The following is a 26,501-nucleotide window of genomic DNA, read 5'->3' as shown; positions in this document are numbered from 1 at the left end:
TTGAGCTTTTAACTCAATCAATAAGGCAACTAAGTTGCCAATCGGCATTTGACCCGGCTGTCCGTGGCCTTAACTTCCTGTGAGAAGTGGTCAAAATTATCTGCTTGGAAAGATCCCGATATATTTTTATAGTAGCTTTCCAAATAATACTTCTCTATATTAGCAGTATGTTTTCCAAGAAGCAAGAGGAAAAATAAAAATACTTTCACATTTGTCAAGAAAATATTTTGAATACCACCTATTATTAGGCCTTTTAGTAAAATTATCTATTTTTAGAAAAGTACACTAATTAATCACGACTTTACCTACCTAAATTATGGTAATATTAGTTATTGACGTTTACTAGTTTAATAGAAAAATTATATAAGGAGGTTCATAGGTACTAAGGTTAGCAAGCGAAACTTAATGAATAAATAAGAAATAAATAGAAAATGTTGGAGGTAAATATGATAAAAAAGATCATTCTCGTATTAATAGGGACCATTCTATTTCTTACTGGGTGTCAATCCATTAATGGTGTTGACCTCAATAAGATGATTTTAAATAGTACCAATGTTGCAGCATCTGAAAGTAAAGTAACGACCGCTTTAGATTTTACATATACCAGATCAAAAGTCCAAGATCCTGACTTATTGAAGATTCTTGACTTATTTGACGGAGCAAAGATAGAAGTTCAAGCGAATGTAAAAGATAGCAGTACGGCTTCTTTTTCCGGTAATATCATCCTTAAGATAGGGAAAATTCCATTTAAATTATATGTGGATAAAAAAGAAATAGTCATTTTACTAGACAATGCTAGTAAGCCAATCAGGATCTCTGTAGTGGAGGACGGTTCATCTGATACAAAACTAATCCAAGAAATACAGCAAAAACTTCTGGCACCGGTAGTTAAAAACTTGCCAAATCCAAAAAAGATAACTGCTGGGAAATCGACGCAGAAGGTGAACGGGGCCCAAGTAGCAGGTTATAAAGTCCATGCTGAAATTTATGCACCTGAATTACCTGAACTAATGATTAAGTTTCTTGATAACCTTTCAAAAGATCAAGCAGCTATTAAACAAATGGTAAGTGCAATTAACGAATTAGATGAAGTCACAGGCGGAGGAGAACCGATTACTGAGGCAGAGTTCAAAAATGGACTTAAGGAATTTAAAGCATCACTTGTGGAGATGTTACCTGAGCTCAAAAAAGATCCATTATTTAGCATTAAAAATTATCTGAAGACAGATATTTTTGTTGATCAAAAGCTTTTTGAAAGAAAATCAACAACAGAGATTAACTTGGGAAGCTTCCCTGCAGATAGTGGATTGGATATTAGCAATGTAAACTTGAAAATTTCCAGAGAGGTCTGGAATATTAACGGTGCTGTAAAGGTTAATAAAATTCCATATAAAAGCTATTTAAATGAGAATGCAACGACGGAGCAAATTATGGCCACTCTCGATAAAAAGACCAGTGTACTTTACTCTGTGATCGGATTACTTTCATTTGAGCCGTCTAAATCTTTAGACCCTTCTCAAGTGTTAATTAAAAATAATAAAACCGCTGCGGATACTATTACGGTAACCGGATTAGCTAAAGGAGATGTAATCAGGGTTTATAAAGCTGTTCAAGGCGGAGAAATGTGGGCAGCGGCTGAGGCTGAAGGGCCAACGGTGACTATGTCTATTAAAGAGCTTGGCAAAATCCCGGGCAAAGTGTATATCAGTGTGATCCGCTCAAATAAGGCTGAAAGCAGCCGGGTAGCGGTAGCCTATACAAAAGAGATGGTTTATCCATCCCAACCGCTGGTCGTTTCACAGGTTGAGATTAAAAATAATAAAAATAGTGCTGATACCATTATAGTAAGAGATATTGCTAAAGGTGACGTAATTAAGGTATACAAAGCAAAAACAGGCAGTGCTTTATGGACAAAAGTCACAGCTACTGGTTCAAATGCTACGATTTCAATTAACCAGTTAGGGACAGAGGCAGGAAAAGTTTATATTAGTATCACTCGTGCAAATATGACAGAAAGCAGCCGTTTGGAAGCTGCCTATGCTAAAGAGGCATTAGATCCTTCGAAGACATTGACTGCTTCCCAAGTCACAATTAAAAACAATAAAACGATTGCAGACACCCTTACAGTAACCGGAATGGCTAAAGGTGATGTCATCAAAGTCTATAAATCTAAGACAGGCAGCGCTTTATGGACTTCGACTACTGCAAAAGCCCAAACTGCTTCAATGGCTGTTCAACAATTAGGATTAAATGCTGGAAAAGTATATATCACGATTACTCAGCCGAATAAGGCAGAAAGCGACCGCTTAGAAGTTGCATTTTTAAAAGAATAATAAGAAAAGGCTTGGGACATTTTGTCCTAAGCCTTCTTATTTGTTTCTTAGTGCACGACTTGCAGCAGAAAGTTTGTTAAAAACAATAAAGATATGATAAAGCTAGATAATGAAAGTTGTTTGTGATTGTTTGTAAAAATCTTTGCAAGTGGGTAGGCAATAAAACCAAAGGCGATGCCATCCACAATGCTGTATGTTAATGGAATCATGATGATGACTAAAAATGCTGGAAAGGCCTCTGTGAAATCGGAGAACTCTATGTTTACTACATTTGTCAGCATCAAACCACCGATAATGATCAGGATTGGTGCAATGGCTGCATCCGGTACTAGTTTAATAAAAGGTATGAAGAATAACGATAAAAGGATGAAAAGACCTGTAACAACAGAGGTTAGACCTGTTTTTCCACCCGCCGTAATTCCTGCAGCTGACTCAACAGTTGAAACAGAAGGGCTGGTGCCGAAAAATCCGCAAACAATGGTTGAAATGGATATGGCCTTTAATGATTTCCCGCTCTTTTCAGGTGCTTGAAGCATTCCATTCACTTGGGAATGCACCAGTCCTATATTTTCAAAAACGAGCACCAACACCATTGAAAACACGGCTGTCCAAAACGGGATTGTCGTTATTTTTCCAAAATCAGCGCTCATAAGGACATCCTTATAGTGGTCAAAAGAAATAAAGTCCGCATCCAGTTGAGAAAACTTAACTATTCCAAAGAGCCATGAGATAAAGGTGCCAAAAATAATACTAATTAAAAAATTGCCCGGTACCTTTTTTAAAAATAAAAACAATGTAACAATCAAATTAATGATTGATGCCATTACAATAGGCGATGATAAATCACCAAGGCCAACGAAATTATGGGAATTTCCAATGACAATTCCACTTTTTTGTAACCCGATAAAGGCGATAAATAGCCCTATTCCGACTGAAATAGATTCCTTTAATGAAGTTGGTATCGCTTCGGATAATATGGTTGAAAGTTTGGTAAAGGCCACTAAAATGAAGAGAATACCAGATAGGACAACGGCCCCTAATGCTTCCATATAATTTAGGCCCATTGAACCAACAATGGTATACGTAAATAATGCATTGATTCCCATGCCGGGAACAAGGATCAGCGGTGCGTTTGCCATAAACGCGACTAATAGACAGCCAACCAATGAAGAAAGTACGGTTGCAATGATTCCTGCTTCAAGCGGGATACCTGCATCCTCGAGGATTTTTGCATTAACGGCAATGATGTAAACAATGGAAAAAAATGATGTTAGTCCTGCAATTACCTCCTTTTTCACATTCGTTTGATGATGCTTAAGTTTGAATACCCCTCTCATAATGTTAATCACACTTTCGCGTAACGCCCTCTCCCACCCGCATTAAGTCCAAGACTAATGCCGGGGAATATTATAACACAGAAATGAAAGAAGACAAGATTGATAAGTTGATAAAGTAAACTATAAAATTCCAAATAGTTTCAAGTTAGGCTGGGTATCACTAATCCTGGCCCCTATTATTGTACCAGGAAAACTATGGAGACAAGTGCTAAAGGATGAAAAAGTAAACCCTGAAATCTATGACATATATGAACAATTTTTGAGAGAGGTATATGGGAAGGTCAAGTCTATTAAAGCGCAAAATAAATGATTTAAGGCAGATTCAGGAGCAAAACAGAAAGAAGTTAAATCTGAAAGCTCAATACCTATCTAATCAATTAGAATAAAAAAATAAAAATGAAATGAGAGTCCGTAAAGAGGGACTCTCATTTTTGCTATGATTAATCAGCAGTATTTGCTGACTCTGTTGTATCTCCAGTCGTCGTTGTTTGTGAACTGTCTCCTGTGGTTTGAGTGCCACTATTGTCAGATTCGCTGGTGGTACCTGATGTGGTTGTGCCTTGTTGTTCACCGTTATCATCTGGTTGAGTAGTAGTAGTTTCAGTACCTTGGTTATCGTCACTATCTCCAGTTTGCGTTGTTGTACCGGAAGTTGTTCCAGTAGTTGTCGTTGTTGTTGGCTTATTAGCGGCTGCTTGTGTGGCCAAAGTTTGAACCTGAGTGATCTCGTTAGCAGCAAGGGCCTGAAGTGTCTTAGATTTCTCAGCTAATACAGCCAGTTCATCTGCAGATACTTTTTTATTCTTTTTATAATTTGCTAGTTGCTTGTCTACTGCACGAAGCTTATTAAGCTCTGAGTTAAGCTTACCTTTAAAGCTGTTATATGCGTCTGATGCGGCTTTTTTGGTTAAAACTTTGTCCGTTGTGCCGTCAGATTCTACCTTAAAATAGCTATTAACTGCGTTTATAATTTTATTAATTGAATACTCACTTGAATTAAGCTGTTTCTCCAGTGATTTTCCTACTGATGATTTAATCGTTCCTTTTGTTGTGCTGTGTCCTTTTGTAGCAGTTTTCCCTGGGCTCTTCGTAGTTACAGTTACAGGTTTCCCGTGACTTTGATCTGGTCCCTTCGCACTAGCTAATGAAGCACCGCTAAGCACTAATGACGAAACTAATAAACCTGCTGAAATCTTTGAAACTAGTTGTTTTTTCATAACCTTTCCTCCTTATGGTTAGGGCAGCTTGGCTGGCATAGATTAACTCCTTAGCCCCTATAAGCTTTGTGACACCAGGTTTCCCTTGGCTGTACCTTTATGTCGATTTTAATCGAATTCGCTTAAAGAGTAAATTGAATTTTTAGGGAAAAAGGGATTTTCATTAATTTTTCATAAATCATTGCAAAAAAGCCTCCATCCAATTAAGGATGAGGCTCTCATCGTAATATTCTAGTAATAACGTTTCCGTCTAAAGATCCCTTTAATCAATCGGATAATAATTAAAATAATCATGATATCTAAAAGCATCCCGAACATGGAAAATCCATAAGAATTTCCGTAATAATGGCCGCCGAAAGGATGGAGCATGCTTCCGATAAATGTCCCTGCTCCAAATGCTGCTGCATGGCTCCAAAAGCCACCTCGTTTTGTGGAATAGGATCCTTTATAGGATGACCCTGATTTACTGCTAAAAGGTGATTTAAATCCTGAGTAAGATTTTGTTGTAGAATGCGATCCAAATGAAGAACTATGGCTAAAGGAACTAGAGCCCTTGCTGAATCCTTTTGCTTCCGTCATCCCAGGTGCAACTAAACTAAACAGCAAAACGAAGGCAATGATTAATTTTTTCATCTATAATTCTCCCATACTTTATTGAAATGAAAAGCTATAACCTATTTACGCTTTGGTTTAAAAAAAGTTTCAAAAAGCGGCGTGGTACGTTTTTCCAAAAGTTAAAAACAAAACAGGTTGCCTTAATGGGAATCAGCAACCTGTTTTGACTTAAATGTCCACAACTTGTTCAGAAGAAAATTAAAGATGACATTAAAACTTGTGGCGGCTATTTGGGCCATTATTTTTGAAATCCCCCATAGGTCGATTAAAACAAAGAGGAATAGAAGGTTAAGTAATAGAGAGAACATATTTACCATCATAAATTTCAAAGCTTGATGCGTGTTTCTTTGCTGTTTAAACACGAAAGATGAACTAAACACATAACCATTCAAAAGTCCTGCACAGTAGGCAATTGTACTTGCAAGCAGGTATTGAACTTCAAGCGTTATAAAAATATAATAGACAACTAACGAAATGGATGTATTGGCAACCCCAACCAAACAGAATTTAATAAATTGCCAGTATTTCTGGGCAGATGGAGCAATTATAGAAATTATGGAGTGCTTTATAAACAAAGAACGAGAATTATTTTTCATCAACTTCTACCTCTTTAAAAGCATACTAACATATTTAGTATGGTTGCCTTCCGAGGTTATATTCTATTTTTTTGTAAAAAAGGTCGAAATTTGTTGTATTTTTACTTTTTTTTGTTGTTTTTTATAATAGTCATAATATACTAAAGATACAGACGTGCTATAGGTAAAAATATCTGAATATTGACAATTATATACCAACGGGAAAAACTATGGAGGAAATGACATTGAAAAGTATTCAATCTAAATTATTGGTACCGCTCATTTTATTTTTCCTGATCGGCTGCGTCATATTATCGTTTGGATCTTATAGGACAAGCGTTGGGGAGTTTAATGATGCGAAAAAAGCACAGGTAGGGAATCTTGCGAACAATATTTCAAAAACTATTAAGGTAGATCAACTATTAGAACTTAAACGGTCCGAGGACCCAGAAAAGACCCCTTATTATCACAAGTTAAGAAAGCGTTTACTCAATTATAAGGAAATTTATGGCCTTAAATACCTTTATACATTAGATGTTAAAAGGATTGGAGATACATATAAGTTAAGCTATCTGGTTGACGGAGGAAACATGGAGTCAAAGGACTTTTCTCACTATGGTGATAAAGCCACTAATGAAGATTATCCAGAAATAACTGAGGTATTCAAGAAGAAAAAGGTCATAACAACACAGATTTATAACACGGCTGAGTACGGATATCTAATGAGTGCGTATGTTCCTGTTTTTGATGATAACCGGGAAATTGTTGCGGTTTTAGGCGCAGATTTAGATGCTAATGAGATTTTTGATATACAAAATGCCTTAAAGCGAAACTTTATCATTGTCACATTAGCGGTAATGGTTGTTTTAATCATTGGATTATATATTTATATCCGCCAGTTTGTAGTGCCATTGCGAAAAATGAATTTTCAGATTGCTGAGGTAAAAGAAGGGAATTTAACCGTTAACGTTTCATTAAAGCAAAAGGACGAAATCGGGGATATATCACGGAGTTTCGATGAATTAGTACTGGAACTTCGGGGCCTTGTTTCAAAAATAGAAGGGAATTCTATCACTCTTGAAGATGTGAACCATACCTTAAAAGATACCATTCTCCGAAATAATCAGCTATTTGGGAAGGTAATGGAACTCAATGAGGATATGAACCAACATACGAATTTGCAAAGTCAGAAATCGGGGGATTTGGAGTCATTTTTGTTAGAATTACAGAATAATGCAGGAGACATGAATAAGCACATTGAAAGTATTCATGATAATTCGAATGAAAATATGGCTAAATCCTATAAAGGAAAACAGGTCCTGGATGAAACGATTAAGCAAATTCATGCGATTAACCATCTAATGAATAATGTCTCAAGTGAAATAAAGACCTTAATCAGCAGATCGCAAAAAATTGAGGAAATTGTTCAAATGATTACTGAAATATCAGACCAGACCAATTTGTTGGCCCTTAATGCCGCTATAGAGGCTGCTCGAGCGGGTGAACAAGGGCGAGGCTTTGCAGTCGTTGCTGACGAGGTTAAAAAGTTAGCGGAACAATCATCTAATTCAACAAAAGAGATTGCCGCTATTATTGCGGAAATGGTGGAAAACACTAATACTACTGGAATTGAAATAAATAAAACAAACTTGGAACTACAAAAAGGTATCGAGTTAATCGGGCAATCCTCGGTAACGTTTAATGAAATTATGGAGAATATCGAAAAAACAGGTGAGAAATTAGAACAGCTATCGAATACTAGTAAAGATTTAGTTCATAAATCACATGCTGCAGCCCAAAATGTAATGGAAAACAAGGAATTATCCGAGGAAATTAATCAAAAAAATCAGGTGATTTCCTCCATTATGGGTGATCAAATTCAAGTGCTAGAACAGATGAATACAAAAGTTACACAAATAGATAATATAGTAAAAGAATATGAAAATATCCTTTCTAAGTTTGATAAATAGTAGAACAGGCAACCGCTGAGTAGGACCCAGCGGTTTTTTTGCCTGTAAATTCACTATTTATTTGTCATTAGCCAGGAAATTGTAAATATTGGCTTCGCCAGCTCCGTAAAGTGGATCAGCACCTACTTTACCAAAATCGATGGCACTTTGCCTGATAGCCGCCGCTACTTGAGCAGGGGTGTATTCAGGGTGTGCAGCCTTAATAACTCCGGCTACCCCAGCAACTTTTGGTGCTGCCATGGAAGTACCGTGTAGATAAGAATAGCCATGCCAATTGCCATCACTAAATTGGGTAGTTGCATTGGCGCCAACTGGATAAGTTGGATACGTCGATAAAGTACGATACGTGAAATCACGTTTATTTAAATAGTTTCCAGCTGGGTCCTTGCGGTATAGGCTGTCATATAACGGACCATTATCTCCTCCAGGGCCTGCCACATCAATGGCACTTCCGTAGTTGGAGTAGAAGGCGATACCTTTATCTGACCACTGATTTGAGGATGATACGGTTATGACTCCCGGAACCTGGGCTGGTGCGACACGTGATGGACCTTTAATATCAAGTCCATAGTTTGCTTTCCAATATGCTTGCATATCATGTAAATTGTTTAAATCCATAGAATCATTTCCAGCAGATACAACGACTGTTACCCCTTTTTGAATCGCATACTGTACAGCACGGTGATAGGCTACCATGGAGGCTGAGTCCCCTTTTTCGCCATAGTTATTGGCCATCCAGCGCCATCCGCCGATAGACATATTTATGACTTCTACTCCATCATTTGCTGCAGCAACAATGGCATCGGTAATCCATGATTGCTGGGCTCCACCGGTAGGGCCAAAAACGCGGTAAGCACGAACGGTTAAATCAGGGCCAACCCCTTTAACTTTGCCGTTTGCTGCAATAGAACCGGCAACGTGGGTTCCGTGGCCATTACCATCCCAAGGGCTTGTCAACCCTGGAACAAATGACTTGGAACCTTTTTCATCGGCATTTGCCTTTAAATCCGGGTGACTGAAATCGATTCCTGTATCGATCACTGCTACAACGGTATCGTGATTTCCTGAATCTAATTTATAAGAATCTCCGTTATGTGTTAATCGCTGCATATCCCATTGCTTATCCCAGTAACTGGTAGCATTAGGATCCAATGTGACCTTTTGCCCATTAGGGGTCCCCGGGGTAAATTGAATGGCGTCATCTGGGTCTGGTTCTAAGTATGCCTCCAGCTCTTTACCGGCAGATTGAATATCTTTATTCTGTGAAATGCTAGAAAGAAAGGATTGATCAGTAGATGCAGCCTCAACAATTCCTACCTCCTCAATCACACGCTCCACTTTCCCACCGGCTTTTTCAATATCTCGAGAGAAATTAGCAGGAAGTTTTCCTTTATAAGCCAAAACATAATGCTCCTGTTCGGCGGCAGCCTTGGATTTACTTGGTTGAGCCCCAACAAATAAAGAGATGGATAGAACAGAACAAATGGATAGAATAGATAATTTCTTTTTCAACGATAAGTCCCCCTTTTTTATGTACGGAATGGTTAACCTTATGAATTGATTTTAGGACAACGTCACAAATTAATTTGTCAAAACAAGAAAGGAGATCAAGAGATTCTTCAGACAAAAACATGGAATTTCCTCTATTAAAACCTTAAAAATAGCAGAAATCTATAAATCTTTCGAGAAATCTCCTACTAAAACAGTAGAATCAAACAATAGAATGTAAATATTTGAAAGAAAACAGAGCTTCAAAACCCAATGTCCACCCCAGACGGCCAAAAAATTTTAGAGCCAATTTAAAAAAGAAAAGCCGTTCTATGGTTATAGGACGGCTTTTACGGATTCAGTTAAAGTAATTAATGTTCGTATTTGTTAGGAAGGTTTTAGCATTGCGAGAAAAACGGACGAAGAACGTTTACAAGAATTAGAGAAAGTGATGGAGCAGATCAAGGCTCGGAAGCAACAGGTTGAGAGTCGATTAAAGGAAAAAGAACGGAAAGCTCGAGCATAGAGATTGATTGAAGTGGGAGCTATTTTTGAAAAGTATTTTGAAATGGATGGCCAAGAAGAAGCAGAAAAAGTCGCTTTGGCTTTTCAAAAAAACGTTTTAAAAAATTAAGGCAAACTATTGAATGTGAATTTTGAACAAGTTAAGAAATCTCAGCGATAAATATTAAAATAGCAAAAAATAACTTGGCAGTATAATGCAAAATATGTTTAAATATGGAACGAGAGGAAATTCCATACTTTTCCATTATTATAATATAACAATATAGCATAGGGGAATCATTATGAAATCTAAATCAAAAATATTAATTGATATTATTATGTACACATTTTTTCTTGTTTTTTTCGCTTTTTGGAATATAAAAGATAATCTACCTTCCTACTTTTGGGTGGTTAGTATTCTTTTAATAATAATAATTGTTTTCAAGATTAAAGAGCTCTTAATCAAGAAAAATGGATTCATGGAATAGGAAAGGATAGAATAATAAAATGAAAAAAAGAAAAGATATAATGTTAGCAATTACAATGCATTAAATTCATGAAGTATCCGCTGCCGTCCAAGAAATGGCCGCGGGTTCTGAACAGATGAACCAATCCATGAAGGTCATTGCGCAAATTGGAGAAGTAGCAGCATCCGGAACACGTGAGGTATCAACTGCAGCCCAAGAGCAACAAATAGCCATGGGAGAAATCACTTCATCCGCCGTATATTCATCCAAAATGGCAGAAGAATTACAAGAAATGGTTGGAAAGTTTAAAATATAAACGTAAAACACGCGGTTCGAAAAAACGAGACCGCGTGTTTTTATTAAAAGACGTTTAACGGAATTTCCTTTGCTTGATTTTCAATCATAGAAGTGAATTGCATAACTGTTAACGGCTTGCTGTAATAATATCCTTGAACCTCATCACAATGCATTTCCTTTAGAGAAACAAGCTGTTCATGTGTTTCTACCCCTTCAGCGATGACCGTTAGTCCTAAACTATGAGCCAAGGAAACGATGGTCTCCACAAGTGCCTTATTAGAATGTTTGCTGATTAGATCATGCACAAAAGGCTGGGCAATTTTTAAGGTGTTAATTGGAAATCTTTTTAAATAAATAAACGAGGAGTACCCTGTTCCAAAATCATCAATCGAAATCCGCACGCCTAAATTCCTTAAATCCTGCATTTTATCAATGGCTTCCTCCGCATCATTTAGGGCAACGCCTTCCGTAATCTCCAATTCTAAAAACTTCGGATTAAATCCGGTCTCATCCAGAACATGGGCGACCATTTTAACTAGGTCTTCATGTACGAATTGAAGGGGTGACAAATTGACAGCCAGCTTTAACTGGTTATTTCCGGCATCGTGCCAAGCTTTCGCCTGCTTACAGGCTGTATAAAGCACCCATTCCCCCATGGGGATAATCAAATGTGTTTCCTCTGCCACTGAAATAAACTCCCCTGGTGGAACCATCCCGGCTTCACGGGTGTTCCAGCGGATAAGCGACTCAACGCCGACCACTTTACCGGTTTGAATATCGACTTGCGGTTGATAATAAATGATAAACTCATCATTTTTAATCGCGCTGCGTAAGCCGTTTTCTAATGTCATTTTTCGCGATACTTGCAGATTCATATCCTTAGAAAAGAATTTGAAGTTGTTTCTTCCATCTTCTTTTGCACGATACATGGCCATATCAGCATTTTTCAAAAGCTCTTCAGTTGTTCTTCCATCTTTAGGATAAAAGGCAACACCAATACTCAGGGAAATATGCAATTCCTTTTCCTTAATGGTAATGGGCATTGCCACCACGGACTGTAATTTTTGAAGGATGGGAATGACATCTTCTTTTTTATGAATATTATCTAGCAATATTGTGAACTCATCGCCACCTTGTCGGGATAGAGTATCAGTACTACGTAAACTTTGGGCCATTTGCTTAGAAACATATTTTACTAATAAATCACCAAATTCATGTCCAAGTGTGTCATTAATATTTTTAAATCGGTCTATATCGATAAACACAACGGCCAGACAATTTCCATGCTGTTCAGCAGCATCAATAGCTTGCTCCAATTTTTCAAGAAACAGCCTTCTATTTGGCAGACCGCTTAGTACATCATGAAAGGCCATATGTCTCATTTTTTGGACGACATCCTCAAGCTGCTGATTTTTTACCGTCAGTTCTTCGGTTCTTTCTGAAATCTTCTGCTCTAATTCTTCTGTAAGATTGTGATACTGGGAAATTAGGGAATTATTCTCCAGTAGAGTAAAGATTTGACGTAAAATCACTAGGGAAATAGCAACAGCCGAACCGATCATCAAACTGTTATAGCTTTTATTTTGCAGGACCATCACCAAAAATAATAGACATACACTTAAATAAGGCAGCAATAATCGTATTGAAAGGATATCCTTTAACGAGATGCGTTTTGTCCTTTTCATTAAATTCTTCTGTCCATATCTTTCCCTTGCATATGTACCCGAAATCGCCATTAATAGAAATCCTAGCGACCATAAAGGATCAAGCAGACTTCCGGAAAAATAAATGTTATCTGCAGTTAAATATAGAAAAGCTGAGTCGGCAAGGGCCTGAATAATTAAGCTTATCAGAATATAATTGATAACCTTTGATGGAAAAAAACTTTCAGAACCAAAATAAAAGCTTATAGCGCCAAATAAAAGGATTAAATCCCCAATCGGATAACTTACTGACACCATCATAGAAAATGGAGTTGTGTTGCTTTGAAAAATAATCCCGTGCATAATAAAGTGCCAACTAAAGGTAATGGCAACTGTCATAATGATACAGGTATCAAATGCGAATTTAATTAAATGCAATCCTTTCCCCGTTTTAATAATTTTATAAATAAAGGCGGACATGAAAAAAACAGTTTGCACTATATAAAATAAGTCCGTCCACCCCGGAAAAGGGACTTCCTTCTTCTGGATACTCTCAATAAAAAACCAAAGGGTCTCTGAGATCGAATAACTTAAGCATCCAAGAGAAATAAGGAACCAAAAAACTTTATCTACTTTTTTCATTTTCCTTGAAGCCTGAAGTAATAAAACAAAGGCAATCAGCGGAGCGAATATCGAGAAAAGATTCCCTCCGAAAGTCTTGATCCATTCATCATTTTTCCAATAGTAGATCCAAAAGTAATATCCCAAGATATATAAAGGAGTTAAGTAAAACAATATCCTTTTTTGTTTGATGCAATCCATATTATGACTCCTCTAGCGGTTCAATCCAGTAATATTTAGCTACTATTCTATCATTGATAGCTGTAGAAAAATATTTAAATATATTAATTTTTGCTTTTCTCCGTGAGTGAACCGAATTCGAATCATTACTACGTTATATAAGATGAATACTATATTTATAGATTAAATTTCCTAATTCTCCTCATCAGCGAAGATTGGGTGATTCCTAACGCGTGTGCTGCCTTTCTTGTTGATTTATGTTCCTGTAAGGCATCTTGAATCATCTTCTTTTCAATCCCCTCCAGATAGTCTGATAAGCTTTGACCATTGATAATGGAATGGCTCCGTTGCTGCACTTCTTGGATCACTTTATTGGAAAGGTCAGTAATTTCAATACTATTGGACCGGGCAGTTACCACTAAGCGTTCCATCATATTCTCCAACTCACGAATATTTCCAGGCCAGCTATATTCCTGAAGATATTCAAGTAATTCTGTGCTTAGAGTGGAGGTTTTTCCGTATTTTAACTTAAATTGCTCGAAATAGTGGTAGACCAGTGGGAGTATGTCATCTTTTCGCTCTCTTAAGGGAGGAATTTGAATGGAAACAACATTGAGCCGATAGTATAAATCCTCCCTAAACCGTCTTTTTTGAACCATTTCCAGCAGGTTCTGGTTGGTTGCGGCGATAATCCGAACATCGACCTTCTTTATATTCGTGCCCCCAACAGGTATAAAGGACTTTTCCTGGACTAATTGAAGCAACTTTGGCTGAAGGGTGATCGGCAATTCAGCTATTTCATCTAAAAAAAGCGTTCCTCCATGGGCTTTCTCCACTATTCCTACTTTTCCGTTGCTATTTGCTCCAGTAAAGGCTCCTTTTTTATAGCCAAATAGCTCAGATTCTAAAAGGTTTTCCGGTATGGCACTACAATTGATTTGTACAAATGGCTGATCAGCACGGTTGCTGCGTTTATGAATCTCAGAGGCAACTAAGCTTTTTCCAACACCGGTTTCCCCATTTAATAGAATCGTGGCGTCCACTGTGGCAACTCTGTTGATTAAATCAAGCATCTCTTCGTGCTTTTTACTTTTCCCGATGACAGGTTTCTCTGATCCTGACTGTCTGCTTTTTATTTTCTGCAATTCATCCCAGTATTTTTGGAGCAATGCCTCTGCTTTTTCCAGCTTTAAGGATGCTCTGACTGTTTCTGTTATATCCTTTACGTGGACTAAAATATATTTGGTTCCTTCCTCAGCGATTTCAATTAAATATCCAGTTGCTAAATACTGTCGGTTTTTGGAGGTTTGGACAATCGTGACAGTCTCCTTTTTTTCTATGACCATTTTCGTTACGGATGGATTAAACAAGCCAGCCTTCTCTAGATCGATGACATTCCTGCCGATGACCTTTGAACGTGGCGCGCCCATTTGTTTTGAACTGGTATCGTTAATCCAAAGGGCAGTTCCGTTATTGTCCGCAATAAAAATACCATCCTTTAAATGATTGAAAACACGGGAAAAATGCTCATCCTCATAAAACTTCTTTTTCACATCATTTACCTCTTTCAAGTTAAATTGAGTCAGAATTGACTCGATTTGCATCGAAAACGATTCATTCTTTAACTATATATTAATAATTTTCTGACTATAATGCAAATTTAGCTTAAACTGTCTTGGTTTTTAAAGATTGGCATGGAATTTGCAATATAGGTTAGTGAAGGGGGGATGGTTATGCAAACGATGATGCTTGGGGTAAATAGACAACGACTGCTAAAGACCATTGAAGTAAGTGCTTCGATTGGAGCGACAGAAAATGGTGGATTAAACCGTTTAGCGTTAACCCAAGAGGATCAACAGATGAGGGATCGACTTGTTGAATGGATGGGGCAGGCCGGTCTAGAGGTCGGGATTGATGATTTTGGCAATATTTATGGGAGAAGAAAGGGAAAATTGAAGGATGGCCCGGTTGTAGCGGTTGGCTCCCATCTTGATACCCAGCCATGTGGCGGCCGTTTTGATGGGATTCTTGGGGTGTTAAGTGCATTAGAGGCCATCAGGGTCTTAAATGAACAGCAGCTTGAAACTGATTATCCTATTGAAATTATTAACTTTACTAATGAAGAAGGCGCTCGTTTTACTCCGCCTATGCTGGGATCAGGGGGAGTGGCTGGAGTATTTACAAAGGAGTTTATTTATAACATAAAGGACAATAATCAAGTAAGCTATGAAAATGCCTTACAAAAGATTAATTATTTAGGCGAGAGAAAGCATCGTTTAAAGAATGTGAAAAACTATCTGGAACTGCACGTGGAGCAGGGACCTATTTTGGAAAAAGAACGAAAAACAATTGGGATTGTTGAAGGAATCCAGGGGATGAGCTGGTTAACGGTGACGGTGACGGGCGAGACCAATCATGCCGGGCCGACACCGATGGAACACCGCAGGGATGCCCTTGTCCCAACAGCAAAGATGATTTCAAAGCTGCATGAATTAACAAAAGAAATTGATGGTTTGAAGATTACAGTGGGAAGGCTAGATGTGAAACCCAATATAGCCAATGTCATCCCTGGGCAAGTAGAGTTTACAATTGACATTCGTCACAAAGACAATGATATCCGATCCAATGCAATCGAGAGCTTAAAAGAACAACTAAGCACTATTGCCCTGTTGAATAACGTGGATGTCATGATTACAGTTAATTGGGATTCTGACGCTATTGAATTTTCTTCGGAGGTCATGGATGCTGTTGCGGAGGCTTGTGAAAACAGAGGTTACTCTGCGATGAGGCTATTCAGCGGCCCAGGGCATGATGCGAAATATATATCAAAAATGGCACCGAGCGGAATGATTTTCGTCCCCAGTGTAAAAGGAATCAGCCATAACGAAAACGAACTTACATTAGAAGATGACATCGAAAAAGGCGCAAATGTACTTTTACATGTTTTATATAAATTATCAATGAAAAAATGAAACTATAAGGAGTGATTAATCATGTCTCAAAATCTAGTTGAACATAAAGGTGTACAAGCATTGGCTAGTGAAATTTCTATACTTGACCGGAAGCACATGCTTCACCCGTCAACCAATCCAAAAACACAAGCACAATTTGGTCCAAAATTGATTTTTACAGAAGGTAACGGAATTTATCTTAACGATATAAGCGGGAAAACATACATCGATGGTGTGTCCATGCTATGGAATGTCAATCTAGGGCATGGCAATAAGGAATTAGCAGAGGCAGCCTATGAACAAATGACCAAAGTGGCCTATTCATCTGCCTTTTATGGCTATGCCAATGAACCAACCGTAAGATTGGCTGGAAAAATAGCCGCCCTCACACCTGGGGATTTAAATACCGTTTTCTTTACCTCAGGTGGGTCAGAATCAAATGATACGGCATTCAAGTTATCAAGATTTTACTGGCAATTACAGGGTTATACTGAGAAGAGAAAAATCATTTCATTGCGAAGAGGCTATCATGGTGTGACCATCGCAGCACAACGGGCAACTGGAATTGATGTGTACCGGGACTTCTCAGGCTCCATGGAACCTGACATGATCAATGCGAAGGCCCATCAAACTGATTGTGAACTCGGCGACAGCGGGCATCCAGAATTTGAAGGCAGTATTCGCGGCATTATTGAAAAGGTAGGAGCAGACAAGATTGCTGCAGTCATTGTTGAGCCAATCCAGGGCGCTGGTGGTGTGCATATTCCTCCTGATGGATATCTTCAAGCAGTGAGGCAGCTTTGTGATGAATACCAAATCCACTTGATTGCGGATGAAGTGATCTGCGGGTTTGGAAGAACCGGGGAAATGTTCGGTGTCAATCATTGGGAAATTGTACCTGACTTTATGTCCATTGCCAAAGGGATCACCAGTGGGTACGCTCAGCTTGGTGGCGTTGTGATGCGTGAACATATAAGAGATGCCTTTGCTCAATACGATGGGATGCTTGCCCACGGATTCACCTATAGCGGTCACCCAACAGCCTGTGCAGTTGGATTGAAGAATATTGAAATCCTCGAGCGGGACGGCCTGGTGAAAAATGCCGCTACCATGGGGCAAGAACTAGAGCGGGGTCTTGCTTATTTAGAGGACAAATATGAGTACCTCACCAAGAGAAGAGTGAAGGGCCTATTGTCAGGATTTGATTTAATGAAAAGCCCAGAAGGAAATGTCCCGTTTGCTGATGACGTGAATGCCGCGGTGACCGTAGTGGATGAATGCTACCAGCGGGGGCTATTAATTAGACCGTTCAACTTCGAATCTGGAATGAATATCGTGGCCATTGCCCCGCCATTAATTATTCAAAAAGAAGAGATTGAAAAAATGATCGCTATTGTCGACGACTCCTTGGCTGCTTTTTTGAAAAAGCTGTAGAAAACGGTTATAACTAGTAAAAAATTCCCTTTGACGTTTCTCCCACTCTCTTATATGATATGGGAAGAGAAATTGCATACTCGTTACTGAAACGGGAGAGGTTCATAGCGGATACCCTCTATAAAAAACTATGGATTCATGACGATTAAAGCCATGTCCATATCGGATATGGCTTTTTTATGTTAAATCTTTAGTTTCCACGAGACCTCTCCTGTAAAGGTTGGAATCCCATCTTACAGGAGGTTTTTTTTATGTCTGGACGTACCAATGAGCAAGGATTACAGGATTTAACACTATTAGGGAATCAGGGCACTGCCTATTCATTTGATTATGCACCGGAGGTTTTGGAGGCAGTTGATAATCTTCATGTCGACCGCGATTATTTTGTCAAATTCAACTGTCCGGAGTTTACAAGTTTATGTCCGTTGACTCGTCAACCTGATTTTGCCACCATTTATATTTCCTATATTCCTGATAAAAAAATTGTTGAGAGCAAATCCCTTAAATTATATTTATTTAGCTTTAGAAACCATGGTGATTTCCATGAGGATTGCGTGAATATTATCATGAACGATTTAATAAAGCTGCTGGATCCCCGATATATTGAGATTTGGGGTAAATTCACACCGCGCGGCGGCATTTCCATCGATCCTTGGTGCAATTATGGCAAGCCGGGAACAAAGTTTGAAGAAATGGCACAGTTCCGGTTAATGAATCACGACCTTTATCCTGAAAAAGTGGATAACCGTTAATATGAGTAAAGTGTCCCCCTTTGGTTTTGAACCAAGGGGGTTTTTTTGCATAGGTATTGATTGATCTTGTTACTTGGCCGCTGTTAGTTGGATTAAGTGGAAATAGTTGTAAAAACATATTGACGCGTATCCTTGTATTAGTGTACTATTTGATTAGAACACTAATACATGATTGTTTAGGAGGCTTAAATAGATGTTTGCTTTTCAAGGGTTGGTAAAGAAGGATTTCGCCATTTCCAAGCTTTGGTTTATTATTTGGCTGATTTTTATTTCGATGTTTTTGTTTATCCCATGGGCTCTCGAGCTGTATTTTGATGCTCCACTTGTCTTTCTACCAATTGCTGTCGTTATACTGCTTCTGTTTCATGCCTTTTTTCTGCCGGGGATGTTATTGTCCATGCTGCGTCTTGAAGGAAAGACACAATTATGGCTTCATAATCCACAAAGCAGTAAAGTGCTGTTCTTATCGAAACTGACGGTCGGATTTTTCTATCAATTAGCTGCCCAGGTATATTTAACGGCAGTCGGTCTGGCGATTTATGAATTCTATAAAAATCAAATTCATATTAACGCATCCGACTTGTTTTCGGGAATGCTGGTATTCAATGCCGGGCTTCTGTTGATAAGTGTATATGTATCTTGCTGGGCAATGTTTTATTGGACTGTCTTTCACTCTTTGGGGAAATTCCCGGCGATTAAAAGTTGGCGCTGGCTCGTCCTTGTAGTGATCTTTTTCCTCTATAATACAATTTCTACACTATTGGGAAAGATTGGGGTTCTTAAAGAGATCGTAAATAAATGGACGATACCAGTCCTGGCAGGCACAAATTTTCAGCATAAACAAGGCAGTTGGGAGATCTATCTGAATGCGGCAGATATCCCGGTACTTGGGTTTTTGATCTATATACTCCTTGCATTCAGTCTATTCCTTGTTTCTTGTTGGTTACTCGACAGAAAAGTTGAGGTGTAGGACGATGGCAAAAGACTTTCAAGCATCAAAACCTATCTATATTCAAATAGCGGAGCACCTTTCATCACAAATTGTTCGTGGCGAGATGAAAGCAGGTGATAAATTGCCTTCTGTTCGGGAAATGGCCATTCAATCAGGTGTTAACCCTAACACCATTCAAAGAACCTATAGTGAGATGGAGAGGATGGGAATCGTGGAGACAAAACGGGGGCAGGGGACCTTTGTCACAGAAAATGAACAGGTCCTCCAAGTAGTAAAGATACAGCTGCAAACTGAAATTATTGGCGCTTTTGTACAAAACATGAAAGAGCTTGGTTTTTCTCATGAGGAAATGATCCAGGGTTTACAGAAGTACTTTGGGGGGGAGCAAGGGTGACCGTTAAACTGACGACTGTTTCTAAGCGGTATGGGAAAGATTTTTCGTTAAAAAATGTTTCCCTGACATTTGAGACCGGAAAGATTTATGGGCTACTTGGGCCCAATGGCAGTGGCAAGTCAACGACATTAAAAATGATTGCGGGACTCGTTTATCCAGACAGCGGCAAAGTGGAAGTGAGCAGTGAAGAAGTAACGAGAAAAATTAGTGACAAGGTTGCTTATTTAACGGAACTGGATATGTTTTATCCCACCTTTACAGTGGGAAACATGGTGGATTATTATGCTTCACAATTCCCAGATTTTGATAAGGAAAAAGCGGGTCAGCTGTTACTGGATATGAAGCTAGATTCGGCAAGAAAAATAAAGCAATTGTCCAAAGGAAATCGAGGTAGATTGAAACTGGTTCTAGCCTTATCAAGGAAGGCTCGGGTCTTGCTGCTTGATGAACCGTTTTCTGGACTGGACCCCATGGTGCGCGATTCGATTGTGAGAAGTTTGGTCTCCTACATTGATTTTGACGAGCAGACTGTGATTATTGCTACGCATGAAATTGATGAAATTGAACCGCTATTAGATGAAGCTATTGTCATTTTGCAAGGGACGATCATCGATCAGAAAAATGTGGAAGATCTTAGAGAAGAAGAGGGGTTATCTGTTCTGGAGTGGCTTAAAGCTACCATGACTGAAAGGGAGAGAAAATAAATATGAGTAATCCTGTTGTGGAATTGAAAAATGTAACAAAAGTGATAAAAGGGAAAAAAATCATCGATAATTTAAGCTTCAACATTGAAGAGGGGGAAGTATTCGGATTTTTAGGGCCAAATGGAGCTGGAAAAACCACAACGATTCGGATGATGGTTGGCCTTATGGGGATTACCTCCGGCGAAATATTGATTTGCGGCAAGAATGTAGAAAAGGAATTTGAGGAAGCACTGCTGAATATTGGCGGGATTGTTGAGAATCCGGAGCTTTACAAATTTTTAACCGGATATCAAAATTTGATGCAATATGCAAGGATGATAAAGGGAATTTCTAAGCAAAAAATAGAGGAAGTCGTAGAGTTCGTCGGTTTAAAAGAACGTATTCATGATAAAGTAAAGACCTATTCTTTGGGTATGCGGCAGCGCTTGGGATTGGCGCAAAGCCTGCTTCATGATCCAAAGGTAATGATTCTCGATGAACCAACCAACGGGCTCGATCCGGCTGGAATCAGAGAGATCCGTGATCATTTGAAAAAATTAACCAAGGAAAAAGGGATGTCTGTTATTGTCTCCAGCCATCTATTAGCAGAAATGGAAATGATGTGTGACCGTATCGCGATTATTCAACATGGAAAGCTCATTGACATCCAAAAGGTCCATGAATATAACCAGGAAACAAAACCAAAATACTTCTTTGAAGTGAATCTAACAGATCAAGCCAAACTGAAAAAACTGAATGTATCCTTTGAAAAAATGAAGAATGGGATTGTCATCGAGATGGGTAAGGAAGATGTCCCAAATATGATTCAGTTTTTTGCGGAAAAAGGAATCTGTATTTTCGAAGTGAAGCCAATCGCCAAATCGTTAGAAGAACGCTTTTTAGAAGTCACGGAACAGGGAGGGAAACTCCATGCATAATCTTATTGTTAATGAATGGATCAAAATATTTAAAAGACCCGGCACCTATGTGATGATGGGGCTACTTGTTCTTAGTATCATTGCATCAGGGATTTTAACGAAGTATTTTGAAGATAAAGGAAAAACGCAGAATCCTCAGTGGGAACAGCAGCTTAACCAGCAGATTGCCAAGGATCAAAAGGAACTAAGTGAACTGCCCCCGACAGCTGGAGCGTATAAGAAAAGTTTAAAAAGGCAAATTGCTATTAATCAATATCGTTTAGATCATAAACTTCAACCTGACCAAGAATCAACCGGCTGGACATTTATTAATGACAACAAGTCGCTCATTACATTTGCTGGTTTATTTACAATCATTGTTGCGGCAGGGATCGTGTCAAGTGAATTTGGCTGGGGGACGATAAAGCTGCTAATGATTCGTCCGATCAAGCGGTACAAAATCCTCTTATCTAAATATTTTACGGTGATTTTATTCGGTGTATTGATGATGACCATCTTATTTGGGAGTTCCGCCATACTTGGCTTTACTTTATTTGGAGCAGGAGAAAGCAATCCTGTACATCTTGCCTATGCCAACGGCAGTGTCGTTGAACAAAATATGCTGGTTTATTTAATCAAGACCTATTTCTTGTCATCTGTTGGTGTCCTCATGATTACGACAATGGCGTTTATGATTTCTGCTGTATTTAGAAACAGCTCGCTGGCAGTAGGTATTTCAATTTTCCTATTATTAATGGGGGGACAGGTCACTTCCTTGATCGCAATGCGGTACGATTGGGCAAAATATAGTTTATTTGCTAATACGGACCTAACACAATATATCGATGGAACCCCAATGGTCGAGGGGATGACAGTTGGCTTTTCAATTATCATGCTGTTCATCTACTTTCTCATCTTTCAACTCTTGGCGTTTGGGGTGTTCACAAAGCGTGATATAGCTGCTTAGAAACCGAATAGGCAATTCTGAAGTCTCCTGTCATCAGGTGCCATCTATTAGGAACTGAACTCCAAAGCGGGTTCAGTTTTTTTATTTGTTTAGTAAATCAAGGTGTTAGCATACGTTGTAAGGGCCTTATTGTATAAGAGCTAAAAATGTATCAAAAACAGGTGTCGATAATAGATGAATGATTAAGAAAAATTAACTATTACTGCACGAAAGAGCGACAAAATATTCCTATTTGCCGTGTTATTTTATTCATAACTACACACTTTGGGGAGATCAGAATGAAGAAGATAACGGCAGTCATGATTTTGATAATGGGCATTTTTTTCTATACAGATCATACGGAGGCCAGCAGTAACCAATTAATCATTATTAATAAAAAGACCAATACCCTTGCTTTTTATAGTGGAGGGACTTTAGTCAGGACTTTTAAAGTAGCAACCGGGAAAACAAGGGGTTTAACTCCGGAAGGATTATTTAAAATTGTGACGATGATAAAAAATCGTCCTTACTATACAGGGAACATTCCGGGAGGAAGTCCACGCAATCCTTTGGGGGATCGATGGCTGGGGCTGAACGCTGCGGGTACGAATGGAGACACCTATGCCATCCATGGAAATAATAATGAAAGTTCCATTGGAAAGTATATCAGTCATGGGTGTGTCCGCATGCATAATGCGGAGGTTCGCTGGTTATTCGGCCAGGTCCAAATGAATACACCGGTCATTATCACTTTTTCTGAAAAGTCCTTTGAGGCAATAGCCCTGGCAAATGGCTTTACGGTGAGTGGTGGTAGTGTCCCTGTTTATGGCTCGATGGATGGAGTGTCAGATGGTTGGAGCGTGGCCGATGGAAAAAAGTATTATTACGAGGATGGAAAGCCAAAAACAGGCTGGCAAATCATCGCCTCCAACAAGTACTATTTCGATAGTAAAGGAGTCATGCAAACCGGATGGATTGATGTGGGTGGTAAGAGATATTATCTTGATCAAAATGGCATCATGAAAATAGGTTGGTTGGAGAATAATGAGGGTAAGTATTTTCTAGGAAATGACGGTTCGATGGTGATTGGATGGCTGGAGGTTGGTGGTAAGAAATTTTATCTTGATCAAGCTGGGATCTTAAAAACGGGTTGGCTGGAGCTTGAAGGCAAGAAATATTATTTTGAAAGTGACGGTGCTATGAAGTTTGGCTGGCTTGATGATAGCGGCAAGAAATATTACTTTGATCAAAGTGGGATCATGAAAACAGGCTGGCTGGAGGAACATACGCAATGGTACTATTTTGATCAGCTGGGAGACTTGCAGACGGGTTGGATTAATGATAAAGGAACCTGGTACTACATTAACTCGAACGGTGTGATGAATTTAGCCATCCACGATTTGAATGGTACATCAGATTCATCAGAACTCAAGTCAGGCTGGTTAGCCTTATCAGGGAAAAGGTACTTTCTGGGCAGGAGTGAATCAGTGGTAACCGGGTGGCTGGAATATCAGGATCGCTGGTACTACTTGAATGTAGGGTCAGTTATGCTGGCAAACTCTCAGCTAGACAGTCAAATTCATGTGAAAGAATAGTATCATCTGTGGAAAAAAGAAGCCATGAACACAAATTCATAGCTTCTTTTTTGATTAGTGATAATCAGTAGGCAGCTTATTGGTGGGATCGTTGCTGCCTTGCTTTTCTTTATTCTTTTTATCCTTTGCTTGTTTATCATGTAATTTTTCAACAAACTCATGTGTGCTTTCTTGTTTCATTGAAATAAACCTCCTTGTTTTGTAACCGTAATCAGTGATTATTATCTCCGAATGGTAAAGGAATAATTTATTTTTTATCAAAAATGAATTGTATAATTTGCCACATACTCCGATAAACATTATAGTCATAGTGAAAAATAATCATGATGAAGAACAAAGGTTGTGAAACGATGAGGTTGCCAAAAGATATCATCCTTGAGGATGGAACGTTAAATGAGCAGCGAATTTTAAAAAGGGAAAGCCTTTATAAAGGGATGAATGGCAGGTTTGTTGAACGCTTTTATCTTAATCCTGATCAATCATATATTTTTAAACCTTTGACCAATAATGAGCAAATCGGGAAAGAGGTGTGGGTCCATGATCATATTCTCTCGAACTTCCCAGCTATTTTTCCGAAGATCATTGCCTCCTCCAACCATCACCACCCTGAGTCCAGCTGGATGATTCTTGAAGATCTCGGCGCTCTTTCGCATACGTTTGATAAAGAAAGTGTATTGGGTGTTACGAGATATATGGCTTGGTGGCATTCCCTTCCTTCCGAGGATTATAAGGATATGGCATTACAAGGACTGAAACCGCCAATTGAGGAAATAACGGCAGAAGTGCTCTCGAATAGAGAGTATTTTTTTGAAATGCTTCCCTTCCTGGGTCTGGAAGCAAAGTCTGTTCATTATATTTTTACTTTGCTAAGTAGTTTCATATTTTCAAAGAGGCAGGTTTTGTCTCATGGGGACTTGCATTTAGGCAACTTTGCCATAGCAGGAGATAGAATCATAGTGTTAGATTGGGAGCATACACATTTAAATGTCCCATATTGGGATTTATATCATATGATCGATCTCTCTCATCCGACATTTCCGAAACAAATGTCCAGGTCATTGCGAGAGTTGATCTTGGATCTATATTTGGAACAGGTTGAATGGGAAGTGGATCCCCAGACATTTAAGCAGGAATACTATCTATTCTCATCTGCTTTTTCCATCTGGATGATCCTGCTAATAAATAAGGACCTGCAAGCCAAAGAGGCAAAATGGTCAAAAAAGCAGCTTGAAACTCAATTGTCCGAAACCATAGAAAATCTGCGTCAATGTACGGAGATCTTATTTGATACAAAAAGCTAACTAGCTTAATTATAATGAATGATTTCTGATAATCTGCTAATATAATATTAATAGGTAAAATTTCCGTATATAGGTTAATTTATGCAAATAAAAAAAGTTATTATAATGCTAATAACCTTTGTCCTAGAAGCAATCATAACTTATTTTATTGCGTTAAAATTTACAGTAAGATTTATCGAGGTAATGTTTTTTACAGGTTTGGCTTTTGCTGTTCTTTCGTTTTTCTTTTCAACGGGTGGGGGAAAAATTGCCGATCTACATTCTTCTCAATTAAGTGGGCAAACAGGGATTATTCAAAAAAGAGAACCTTTCATTTTTAGAAGAGGCCAATTTTTATTTCTTCCTCAATTTTTCTGTTTATAGGATTGGTGCTTTTTCTTCTTTTAGTCTTAGGGATTATACCACCTGCTTAAACAAAATACTTTAAATGAGTTTATATATACTTGACTGATGATATCATTTTTAAATAACCCTTGGGTAGAAACAAACTTTGGAGGGAACAATGTGCACCAACCCTTGTTTTATAAACAAGGGTTTAATTTAATTCATTATTTTATTACTTTTGAAATAAGTATGTCTATTTTCATTATAATCTACCCTCTGTTAACTTGCTTTTAAGGCCCTTTTTGCTACTAAAGGGTGCAAATAAGCATATGGTAATACATAGTCACATTTTAGCCCTGCTTTAACCTCGCTAATGTGAACGAGAGCACCCCCTATTTTTTAATCCGAAAGGTATTCTATTTGGATTCAAATATATTCCTCTAACAAAGCTTGATAGACCTACGAAGAATTATTGTTCTTTCTTCCTCCGCTGATCTAATGTCTCTGAAGCTTTTCTAGCCTTTTCTCTCTGGTCGTAATAATATAAAGCAAGGAAATATCTGAAGAAATATGACCTAGCTGCTACATAATCAAAGGAATATCTCCATTGGTTTGTAGCATAGGTGTGCTTAATTTATGTGGGGCCATTCTTTTATAATAAAGGACTTCGTATATTTATAGACGATTTCCTCAATCGCTCGGTTCGTCAAAGGTTTAGGCTATTTTCTAATATATTACAGCAACGCTGATACTGGTCCTATTTGTAATGTAAACCAGTAATATACTATCCTGTTAAACATTTAGAATTTAAATTAAAAGATTTATAAATAAAAGGATTTATTAAGTAACTACGTAAAAAGCCGTCCTATAACATAGGACGGCTTTTCCTTCTTAAATTCACTCTAAAATTTTTTGGCCGCATTTGGAACAGCTGTTCCAAATGGCAATATTTGTCCCGTCGCAACCTTTTTCACGTCTACTCAATAGGGCCTTTTTTAATTCAAA

22 protein-coding genes, 1 pseudogene and 1 riboswitch are annotated in these 26,501 nt (G+C 38.4%); of the genes and pseudogenes, 15 read left to right on the top strand and 8 right to left on the bottom strand.

Features of this window, described 5'->3' with window-relative positions; genetic code table 11:
- Positions 1-446: 446 nt before the first annotated feature.
- Positions 447-2,333, top strand: a complete 1,887-nt coding sequence (locus V7083_RS05995; protein ID WP_335476392.1) for a hypothetical protein — start codon at positions 447-449, stop codon at positions 2,331-2,333.
- 47 nt (positions 2,334-2,380) lie between these two features.
- Here V7083_RS05995 and V7083_RS05990 read toward each other — a convergent pair whose 3' ends face one another.
- From V7083_RS05990 to V7083_RS05975, 4 genes are all read right to left on the bottom strand, one after another.
- A complete protein-coding gene (locus tag V7083_RS05990; RefSeq protein ID WP_335476416.1) occupies positions 2,381-3,670 on the bottom strand; it encodes an NCS2 family permease in 1,290 nt (429 codons plus the stop codon).
- A 440-nt stretch (positions 3,671-4,110) separates the two neighbouring features.
- The gene (locus V7083_RS05985; RefSeq protein ID WP_335476390.1) at positions 4,111-4,887 is read right to left on the bottom strand and encodes a hypothetical protein; all 777 of its coding nucleotides are present in this window, start codon (positions 4,885-4,887) and stop codon (positions 4,111-4,113) included.
- A gap of 19 nt (positions 4,888-4,906) precedes the next feature.
- Positions 4,907-4,993, bottom strand: a riboswitch (cyclic di-GMP riboswitch).
- A gap of 125 nt (positions 4,994-5,118) precedes the next feature.
- Positions 5,119-5,520, bottom strand: a complete 402-nt coding sequence (locus tag V7083_RS05980; RefSeq protein WP_335476388.1) for a hypothetical protein — start codon at positions 5,518-5,520, stop codon at positions 5,119-5,121.
- A gap of 122 nt (positions 5,521-5,642) precedes the next feature.
- Positions 5,643-6,098: a GtrA family protein gene (locus V7083_RS05975; protein ID WP_335476386.1), complete on the bottom strand. Its 456-nt coding sequence runs from the start codon at positions 6,096-6,098 to the stop codon at positions 5,643-5,645.
- A 209-nt stretch (positions 6,099-6,307) separates the two neighbouring features.
- Between V7083_RS05975 and V7083_RS23750 the strand changes: the two are divergent.
- Together V7083_RS23750 and V7083_RS23745 are read left to right on the top strand one after the other, a co-directional pair.
- Positions 6,308-7,105 (top strand): annotated as a pseudogene (locus tag V7083_RS23750) (HAMP domain-containing protein); the annotation flags it as partial.
- A gap of 114 nt (positions 7,106-7,219) precedes the next feature.
- Positions 7,220-8,047, top strand: coding sequence for a methyl-accepting chemotaxis protein (locus V7083_RS23745; protein WP_438823700.1), 828 nt, complete (start codon positions 7,220-7,222; stop codon positions 8,045-8,047).
- Between the two features lie 57 nt (positions 8,048-8,104).
- Here V7083_RS23745 and V7083_RS05965 read toward each other — a convergent pair whose 3' ends face one another.
- Entirely contained in the window at positions 8,105-9,559 is a 1,455-nt protein-coding gene (locus tag V7083_RS05965; RefSeq protein WP_335476382.1) for a S8 family serine peptidase, read from the bottom strand.
- A 1,083-nt stretch (positions 9,560-10,642) separates the two neighbouring features.
- On the opposite strand from V7083_RS05965, the gene V7083_RS05960 reads away from it, so the two are divergent.
- Positions 10,643-10,822 (top strand): hypothetical protein, encoded by a 180-nt coding sequence (locus V7083_RS05960; RefSeq protein WP_335476380.1) that lies wholly within the window; start codon positions 10,643-10,645, stop codon positions 10,820-10,822.
- 43 nt (positions 10,823-10,865) lie between these two features.
- On the opposite strand, the gene V7083_RS05955 is transcribed toward V7083_RS05960, so the two are convergent.
- A complete protein-coding gene (locus V7083_RS05955; protein WP_335476378.1) occupies positions 10,866-13,268 on the bottom strand; it encodes a DUF4084 domain-containing protein in 2,403 nt (800 codons plus the stop codon).
- Positions 13,269-13,423: 155 nt separating this feature from the next.
- Positions 13,424-14,800 (bottom strand): sigma-54 interaction domain-containing protein, encoded by a 1,377-nt coding sequence (locus tag V7083_RS05950; protein ID WP_335476376.1) that lies wholly within the window; start codon positions 14,798-14,800, stop codon positions 13,424-13,426.
- 180 nt (positions 14,801-14,980) lie between these two features.
- On the opposite strand from V7083_RS05950, the gene V7083_RS05945 reads away from it, so the two are divergent.
- The 9 genes from V7083_RS05945 to V7083_RS05905 all read left to right on the top strand — a co-directional run bounded on the left by V7083_RS05945 (position 14,981) and on the right by V7083_RS05905 (position 23,871).
- Complete coding sequence (locus tag V7083_RS05945) at positions 14,981-16,219, top strand: Zn-dependent hydrolase (RefSeq protein ID WP_335476374.1); 1,239 nt, start codon at positions 14,981-14,983, stop codon at positions 16,217-16,219.
- Between the two features lie 21 nt (positions 16,220-16,240).
- A complete protein-coding gene (locus tag V7083_RS05940; protein ID WP_335476372.1) occupies positions 16,241-17,632 on the top strand; it encodes an aminotransferase family protein in 1,392 nt (463 codons plus the stop codon).
- Positions 17,633-17,883: 251 nt separating this feature from the next.
- On the top strand, positions 17,884-18,384 hold the full coding sequence (queF, locus tag V7083_RS05935; RefSeq protein ID WP_335476370.1) for a preQ(1) synthase: 501 nt from the start codon (positions 17,884-17,886) through the stop codon (positions 18,382-18,384).
- A 193-nt stretch (positions 18,385-18,577) separates the two neighbouring features.
- Positions 18,578-19,354, top strand: coding sequence for a hypothetical protein (locus tag V7083_RS05930; RefSeq protein WP_335476368.1), 777 nt, complete (start codon positions 18,578-18,580; stop codon positions 19,352-19,354).
- 4 nt (positions 19,355-19,358) lie between these two features.
- A complete protein-coding gene (locus V7083_RS05925) occupies positions 19,359-19,730 on the top strand; it encodes a GntR family transcriptional regulator (RefSeq protein WP_335476366.1) in 372 nt (123 codons plus the stop codon).
- Positions 19,727-20,434, top strand: coding sequence for an ABC transporter ATP-binding protein (locus V7083_RS05920; RefSeq protein ID WP_335476364.1), 708 nt, complete (start codon positions 19,727-19,729; stop codon positions 20,432-20,434). Before V7083_RS05925 ends, V7083_RS05920 begins: the two co-directional genes overlap by 4 nt.
- A gap of 2 nt (positions 20,435-20,436) precedes the next feature.
- Positions 20,437-21,351 carry an ABC transporter ATP-binding protein gene (locus V7083_RS05915; protein WP_335476362.1) on the top strand — a complete coding sequence of 305 codons (915 nt, stop codon included), beginning with the start codon at positions 20,437-20,439 and terminating at the stop codon, positions 21,349-21,351.
- Entirely contained in the window at positions 21,344-22,297 is a 954-nt protein-coding gene (locus V7083_RS05910; protein ID WP_335476360.1) for an ABC transporter permease, read from the top strand. The genes V7083_RS05915 and V7083_RS05910 overlap by 8 nt, the downstream gene beginning before the upstream one ends.
- 278 nt (positions 22,298-22,575) lie before the next feature.
- The gene (locus V7083_RS05905) at positions 22,576-23,871 is read left to right on the top strand and encodes a L,D-transpeptidase family protein (RefSeq protein WP_335476358.1); all 1,296 of its coding nucleotides are present in this window, start codon (positions 22,576-22,578) and stop codon (positions 23,869-23,871) included.
- A gap of 54 nt (positions 23,872-23,925) precedes the next feature.
- Here V7083_RS05905 and V7083_RS05900 read toward each other — a convergent pair whose 3' ends face one another.
- A complete protein-coding gene (locus V7083_RS05900; protein ID WP_335476356.1) occupies positions 23,926-24,051 on the bottom strand; it encodes a DUF4023 domain-containing protein in 126 nt (41 codons plus the stop codon).
- Between the two features lie 170 nt (positions 24,052-24,221).
- Here V7083_RS05900 and V7083_RS05895 point away from each other — a divergent pair, with 170 nt between their 5' ends.
- Together V7083_RS05895 and V7083_RS05890 are read left to right on the top strand one after the other, a co-directional pair.
- Positions 24,222-25,172 (top strand): phosphotransferase family protein, encoded by a 951-nt coding sequence (locus V7083_RS05895; protein WP_335476354.1) that lies wholly within the window; start codon positions 24,222-24,224, stop codon positions 25,170-25,172.
- 81 nt (positions 25,173-25,253) lie between these two features.
- Complete coding sequence (locus V7083_RS05890) at positions 25,254-25,535, top strand: hypothetical protein (RefSeq protein ID WP_335476353.1); 282 nt, start codon at positions 25,254-25,256, stop codon at positions 25,533-25,535.
- Positions 25,536-26,501 lie beyond the last annotated feature (966 nt).

It is taken from the genome of Bacillus sp. JJ1764, assembly GCF_036962145.1.
Classification (GTDB): domain Bacteria; phylum Bacillota; class Bacilli; order Bacillales; family Cytobacillaceae; genus Neobacillus.
This window is presented reverse-complemented; position numbering and strand designations above follow the sequence as displayed.

Bases quoted from the DNA above. Each gene is read 5' to 3' on its own strand.
- V7083_RS05995 (WP_335476392.1), top strand. From the start codon at position 447: ATGATAAAAAAGATCATTCTCGTATTAATAGGGACCATTCTATTTCTT.
- V7083_RS05990 (WP_335476416.1), bottom strand. From the start codon at position 3,670: ATGAGAGGGGTATTCAAACTTAAGCATCATCAAACGAATGTGAAAAAG.
- V7083_RS05985 (WP_335476390.1), bottom strand. From the start codon at position 4,887: ATGAAAAAACAACTAGTTTCAAAGATTTCAGCAGGTTTATTAGTTTCG.
- V7083_RS05980 (WP_335476388.1), bottom strand. From the start codon at position 5,520: ATGAAAAAATTAATCATTGCCTTCGTTTTGCTGTTTAGTTTAGTTGCA.
- V7083_RS05975 (WP_335476386.1), bottom strand. From the start codon at position 6,098: ATGAAAAATAATTCTCGTTCTTTGTTTATAAAGCACTCCATAATTTCT.
- V7083_RS23745 (WP_438823700.1), top strand. From the start codon at position 7,220: ATGGAACTCAATGAGGATATGAACCAACATACGAATTTGCAAAGTCAG.
- V7083_RS05960 (WP_335476380.1), top strand. From the start codon at position 10,643: ATGAACCAATCCATGAAGGTCATTGCGCAAATTGGAGAAGTAGCAGCA.
- V7083_RS05955 (WP_335476378.1), bottom strand. From the start codon at position 13,268: ATGGATTGCATCAAACAAAAAAGGATATTGTTTTACTTAACTCCTTTA.
- V7083_RS05945 (WP_335476374.1), top strand. From the start codon at position 14,981: ATGCAAACGATGATGCTTGGGGTAAATAGACAACGACTGCTAAAGACC.
- V7083_RS05940 (WP_335476372.1), top strand. From the start codon at position 16,241: ATGTCTCAAAATCTAGTTGAACATAAAGGTGTACAAGCATTGGCTAGT.
- queF (WP_335476370.1), top strand. From the start codon at position 17,884: ATGTCTGGACGTACCAATGAGCAAGGATTACAGGATTTAACACTATTA.
- V7083_RS05930 (WP_335476368.1), top strand. From the start codon at position 18,578: ATGTTTGCTTTTCAAGGGTTGGTAAAGAAGGATTTCGCCATTTCCAAG.
- V7083_RS05925 (WP_335476366.1), top strand. From the start codon at position 19,359: ATGGCAAAAGACTTTCAAGCATCAAAACCTATCTATATTCAAATAGCG.
- V7083_RS05915 (WP_335476362.1), top strand. From the start codon at position 20,437: ATGAGTAATCCTGTTGTGGAATTGAAAAATGTAACAAAAGTGATAAAA.
- V7083_RS05910 (WP_335476360.1), top strand. From the start codon at position 21,344: ATGCATAATCTTATTGTTAATGAATGGATCAAAATATTTAAAAGACCC.
- V7083_RS05905 (WP_335476358.1), top strand. From the start codon at position 22,576: ATGAAGAAGATAACGGCAGTCATGATTTTGATAATGGGCATTTTTTTC.
- V7083_RS05900 (WP_335476356.1), bottom strand. From the start codon at position 24,051: ATGAAACAAGAAAGCACACATGAGTTTGTTGAAAAATTACATGATAAA.
- V7083_RS05895 (WP_335476354.1), top strand. From the start codon at position 24,222: ATGAGGTTGCCAAAAGATATCATCCTTGAGGATGGAACGTTAAATGAG.
- V7083_RS05890 (WP_335476353.1), top strand. From the start codon at position 25,254: ATGCAAATAAAAAAAGTTATTATAATGCTAATAACCTTTGTCCTAGAA.